Here is a 4,859-nt window from a genome sequence, read left to right as displayed (position 1 = left end):
CGCTTGAGCGCCTGCGCCCGCGGGTCCATCACGATCAGCTGTCCGCCGCGCTGGGCGAACTGCTTGAAGTAGGTCGCCGCGACGGGGTGGTTCTCGGTCGGGTTGGCGCCGATGACGATGGCGACGTCGGCGTTCTCGATCTCGTTGAAGGTGGCGGTGACGGCGCCGGAGCCCACGTTCTCCATCAGCGCCGCGACCGACGAGGCGTGGCACAGTCGCGTGCAGTGGTCCACGTTGTTGTGGCCGAACCCCTGGCGGATGAACTTCTGGAACAGGTACGCTTCTTCGTTGGTGCACTTGGCGCTGCCGAAGCCCGCGACGGAGGCGCCGCCGTGGTAGCTGCGCAGGTCCGCCAGCCCGTGCGCTGCGCGGTCCAGCGCCTCGTCCCAGCTCGCTTCGCGGAAATGGGTCCACGGGTTCGATGGGTCGACGTTCAGCCCCTTGTCGGGCGCGTCCTCACGCCGGATCAGCGGCTTGGTCAGGCGGTGCGGGTGGTGGATGTAGTCGAAGCCGAAGCGCCCCTTGACGCACAGCCGGCCCTCGTTCGCGGGGCCGTTGATGCCCTCGACCCGGGTGACGCGGCCGTCCTTGACCTTGACGCTGATCTGGCAGCCGACGCCACAGAACGGGCAGACCGACTGCGTTTCCGTCTCGTGCGCCTCGCTGTCGCCGTGTTGCGCATCGTCCATGACGCTGGCGGGCATCAGCGCGCCCGTGGGGCAGGCCTGCACGCATTCGCCGCAGGCCACGCAGGTGCTGTCGCCCATCGGGTCGTCGAAGTCGAAGACCGGGTAGGCGTTGTGCCCGCGCCCGGCCATGCCGATCACGTCGTTGACCTGAACGTCGCGGCAGGCGCGCACGCACAGCCCGCACTGGATGCAGGCGTCGAGGTTGACGCGCATCGCGACATGACTGTCGTCGAGCAGGGGAACGCGCTCAGGCTCGAGCTTGGGAAACCGGCTTTCGGTGACGCCGGTGGCCTCGGCCATGTCCCTAAGATGAGCCGAACGGTCGTGCGCCTCGTCCTGCTTTGGCTGGTCGGCCAGCAGAAGTTCCAGCACCATGGCGCGGGCCTTGGTGGCGCGGGCGCTGTCGGTGCGAACCTCCATGCCGTTCTCGGGGTGGCGGCAGCAGGACGGGGCCAGCACCCGCTCGCCGTCGATCTCGACCATGCAGGCGCGGCAATTGCCGTCGGGTTTGTAGCCCGGCGCGGGCTTGTGGCAGAGATGCGGGATCGTCTTGCCGTGGCGCGTGGCCACGTCCCAGAGCGTCTCGCCCTCGTGCGCCGCCACGTTCTGGCCGTCGAGGGTGAAGATCACGGGATCAGGGCGGGAACCATCCATCACAGGACCTCGTCGGGAAAGTGTTTCAGAACGTGGCGGATCGGGTTCGGCGCCGCCTGGCCCAGCCCGCAGATCGACGCGTCGACCATGACCTCGCATAGATCGCCCAGCAGCGCGGCGTCCCATCGGTCGGCCTGCATCAGCTTGACCGCCTTCTCGCAGCCCGACCGGCACGGCGTGCATTGGCCGCAGGATTCCGCCTCGAAGAAGCGCAGCATGTTGAGCGCGGCGGCCTTGGCGCTGTCCTTGTCCGACAGAACGACCACGGCGGCCGAGCCGATGAACGACCCGTGCGGCTGCAGCGTGTCGAAGTCGAGCGGCACGTCGTTCAGCGTGGCGGGCAACAGCCCCGAGGACGGCCCGCCCGGCTGGAACGCCTTGAAGACGTGCCCCTCGGCCATCCCACCGGCCGCCTCGATGATGTCGGTGATGGTCGATCCGGCGGGCAGCAGGTAGACGCCCGGCGTCGCCACGCGCCCCGAGACCGAGTAGCTGCGCAGGCCCTTGCGGCCGTTCCTTTCGTGCGCGTTCAGCACCTCGGGCTCCTCGCGGCAGACGCGCGCGACCCAGTGCAGCGTCTCCACGTTGTGGACCAGCGTGGGTCGGTCGAAGACGCCGACCTGCGCCACGTAGGGCGGGCGCAGCCGCGGGATGCCGCGCTTGCCCTCGATGCTTTCGATCATCGCGGATTCCTCGCCGCAGATATAGGCGCCGGCTCCGCGGCGCAGGTCGATATATCCGGGCGCGACGATCCCGGCGTCTTCAAGCGCGGCGATCTCGCGGCGCAGGATCTCCAGCACGCCGGGGTATTCGTCGCGCATGTAGATGAACGCTGTGTCGGCCTCGACCGCCCAAGCGGCGATCAGCATGCCCTCGAGGAACAGGTGCGGCGTGCGTTCGAGGTAGTAGCGGTCCTTGAAGGTGCCGGGCTCGCCCTCGTCGCCGTTCACGGCCAGGTAGCGCGGTCCCGGATTGGCGCGGACGAAGCCCCACTTCTTGCCCGACGGGAAGCCCGCACCGCCCAGGCCGCGCAGGCCCGAGGAAAGAACCTGTTCCTGCACCGCCTCCCAGTCTCCGCCTTCGCGCAACGACAGCAGCGTGTCGTAGCCGCCGTTCGCGCGGTAGGCGTCGAAGGCCTCATAGTCGGGGATGTGCGCGTGGTAGTTGCCCGAGGCTACGGCCTCGGCCACGGTTTCGGGCGTCGCCGCATCGACGAAGCGATGACCGACCTCGGCCACGGGGGCGGTGTCGCAGCGACCCATGCAGGGTGCGCGCACGACGCGGACCTGCGCGGGGTCGTGGCCGTCGCGCAGGGCCGCCAGCAGCGCCTCGGACCCGGCGAGTTCGCACGACAGCGAATCGCAGACGCGGATCGTCAGGGCCGGCGGCGGCGTCTCGTCCTCGCGCACGGGATCGAAATGGGCGTAGAAGGTCGCGACCTCCCACACCTCGGCCATGGACAGGCGCATTTCCTCGGCCAGCGCGCGCAGGTGCGGCGCCGACAGGTGACCGTGGGCGTCCTGGATCAGGTGCAGGTGCTCGATCAGCAGGTCGCGGCGGCGCGGCCGGTTGCCCAGCAGGGCGCGCACCTCGGCCAGGGCGCCATCGTCCAACTGCCGCCCTTTTGGCGTGTTGCGCCCCTTGCCGCCGCTGCGGCCCGCGCGCCAGACGCTGTCGCGGTCATCCAAGGCCATGTCGCAATCCCCTTTGCTTTGGCGCAGAAGACGTTCGATTGGCTAAAACAATCAATATCGAAAACCCGTAAACCGATAGAAATTCCCGATCAATGCGGAGGATGGACAGCATCCCCGCTACGGCCTATCTGCATCGCATGAGCGAGGCGAACTGGGACCACGAACTGGACGCGCGCGGGCTGCTTTGCCCGCTGCCCGTTCTCAAGGCGCGCAAGCGTCTGCAGGGACTGCCGAAGGGCGCGGTGCTGCGCGTGGTTGCCGACGATCCGGCCGCTGTCGTGGACGTTCCGCATTTTTGCGCCGAATCCGGGAACTCGCTGGTCGGCACCGCCGAGGAAGCGGGCGCTCAGGTCTACCTGATCCGCAAGGTCTAGCTCAGCCCGAAGCTGGCATAGGGGATGAAGCGCACGGGCGTGCCCGGCGCGACCTGCACCGCCTCGTCCGGCAACTCGACCAGACCCGTCGCCCAGCTGAGCCCGCTGATCCGCCCCGATCCTTCCGATGCGAAGACCTCGGCCGCACCGTCGTCGGTCAGGCGCGCGCGCAGGTATTCGCGGCGGCCGGGCTTCTTGTTCTTGGTGAAGGCGGCCGGCACGGTGAACCCTTCCGGCACCGCCCAGCCCGCGCCCGCCATCAGCGAAAACGCCGGCCGCGCGAAGATCAGGGCGCAGACCAGCGCGGCCACGGGGTTGCCCGGCAGACCGAACACCGGCGCACCGTTCCACATCGCCAGCGCCAGCGGGCGCCCCGGCTTCAACGCGATGCGCCAGCTCGACAGGGTCGCGCGCGAGCGTAGCAGAGCCGAGACGTGGTCTTCGTCCCCGGCCGAGGCCCCGCCCGAGGTCAGGATCACGTCGGCCACTTGCGCCCCGTGATCCAGCCGGGCCGCGATGGTCTCCGGGTCATCGCGCGCATGGCCCAGGTCGACCGGCTCGTAGCCCCAGCCCTCGGCCAGCGCCAGCAGCATCGGGCGGTTCGCGTCGTAGATCTGGTGCGGCGCCGCGGGCTGATCCGGTGTGGCGACGATTTCGTCCCCGGTCGACACCACGCCGACCCGAAGGCGGCGATGCACGGCGACCGTCCCGATCCCCAGCGCCGACAACAGCGCGAGGTCCGGCGCGCGCAGGCGGTGACCGGCGGGCAGGGCGGGCGCGCCCTCGACCACGTCCTCGCCGGCCTTGCGCGTGTTGGCGCCGCGCTTCAGCGGCCCGTGGAATGCGACGTGCCGGGCATCGCTGGCTGTGTCCTCCTCGAGCACGACGGTATCGACGCCGTCGGGCAGGATCGCGCCCGTCAGGATCCGGACTGCATGGCCCGCGGGTACCGTGCCGGTGAAGGGCTGACCGGCGGCGGCGCGGCCCTCGACCAGAGGCAGGCGCTGCGGCCCGTCGCCGATCGCGTCGTGCGCGAAGCCGTAGCCATCGACGGCCGAGTTGGGCCGCGGCGGGTTCGACCGGCGCGCGACGGTGTCCGCGGCCAGGATCCGGCCGGCGGCCTGGGCGGTCGGGATCCGCTGCGTCGCGGTCACCACGTGCAGCCCTGATCGCAGCCGCGCCAGCGCGTCGTCGACCGGCACCCAGTCGATCCCGCGCGGCATGGCGAAGCAGTCGTTGCGCAGGGACGGCGGTGCGGGGCCGTCGCTGGCCCGCATGGCGGCGTCGGTCAGCTTGCCCTCGTGTCCCAGCCCGAGAATCCATCCCTCGACCGGGTCGCCCTCGCGCGTCATGGCGTCGAGCGTCTCCTCCGGCAGCGCCTTCAGCGCACCGGCGAGGACACGCACCTGCGCGCGGTCCTTGATCTCGTCCGGCTCGGCCAGCGCGGC

At 70.3% G+C, this 4,859-nt stretch carries 4 protein-coding genes; 1 reads left to right on the top strand and 3 read right to left on the bottom strand.

The window, feature by feature from the left end:
* Positions 1–1,343: molybdopterin-dependent oxidoreductase (locus ACFDTC_RS15170; RefSeq protein ID WP_375259737.1), on the bottom strand; the 1,343-nt coding region annotated here is incomplete at its 3' end.
* Positions 1,343–3,037, bottom strand: coding sequence for an NAD(P)H-dependent oxidoreductase subunit E (locus ACFDTC_RS15165; protein ID WP_375259726.1), 1,695 nt, complete (start codon positions 3,035–3,037; stop codon positions 1,343–1,345). The genes ACFDTC_RS15165 and ACFDTC_RS15170, both read right to left, overlap by 1 nt.
* A 101-nt stretch (positions 3,038–3,138) precedes the next feature.
* On the opposite strand from ACFDTC_RS15165, the gene ACFDTC_RS15160 reads away from it, so the two are divergent.
* Complete coding sequence (locus ACFDTC_RS15160; RefSeq protein ID WP_375259725.1) at positions 3,139–3,411, top strand: sulfurtransferase TusA family protein; 273 nt, start codon at positions 3,139–3,141, stop codon at positions 3,409–3,411.
* Here ACFDTC_RS15160 and glp read toward each other — a convergent pair.
* Positions 3,408–4,859, bottom strand: a 1,452-nt coding sequence (gene glp, locus ACFDTC_RS15155) for a gephyrin-like molybdotransferase Glp (RefSeq protein WP_375259724.1), incomplete at its 5' end; no start/stop codon positions are given. The two genes, ACFDTC_RS15160 and glp, sit on opposite strands and share 4 nt — an antisense overlap.

The sequence above is a fragment of the Citreimonas sp. genome, from assembly GCF_042096055.1.
Classification (GTDB): Bacteria; Pseudomonadota; Alphaproteobacteria; order Rhodobacterales; family Rhodobacteraceae; genus Citreimonas.
The sequence above is the reverse complement of the archived record's forward strand: the minus strand, read 5'-3'. Positions and strand labels throughout refer to the sequence as shown.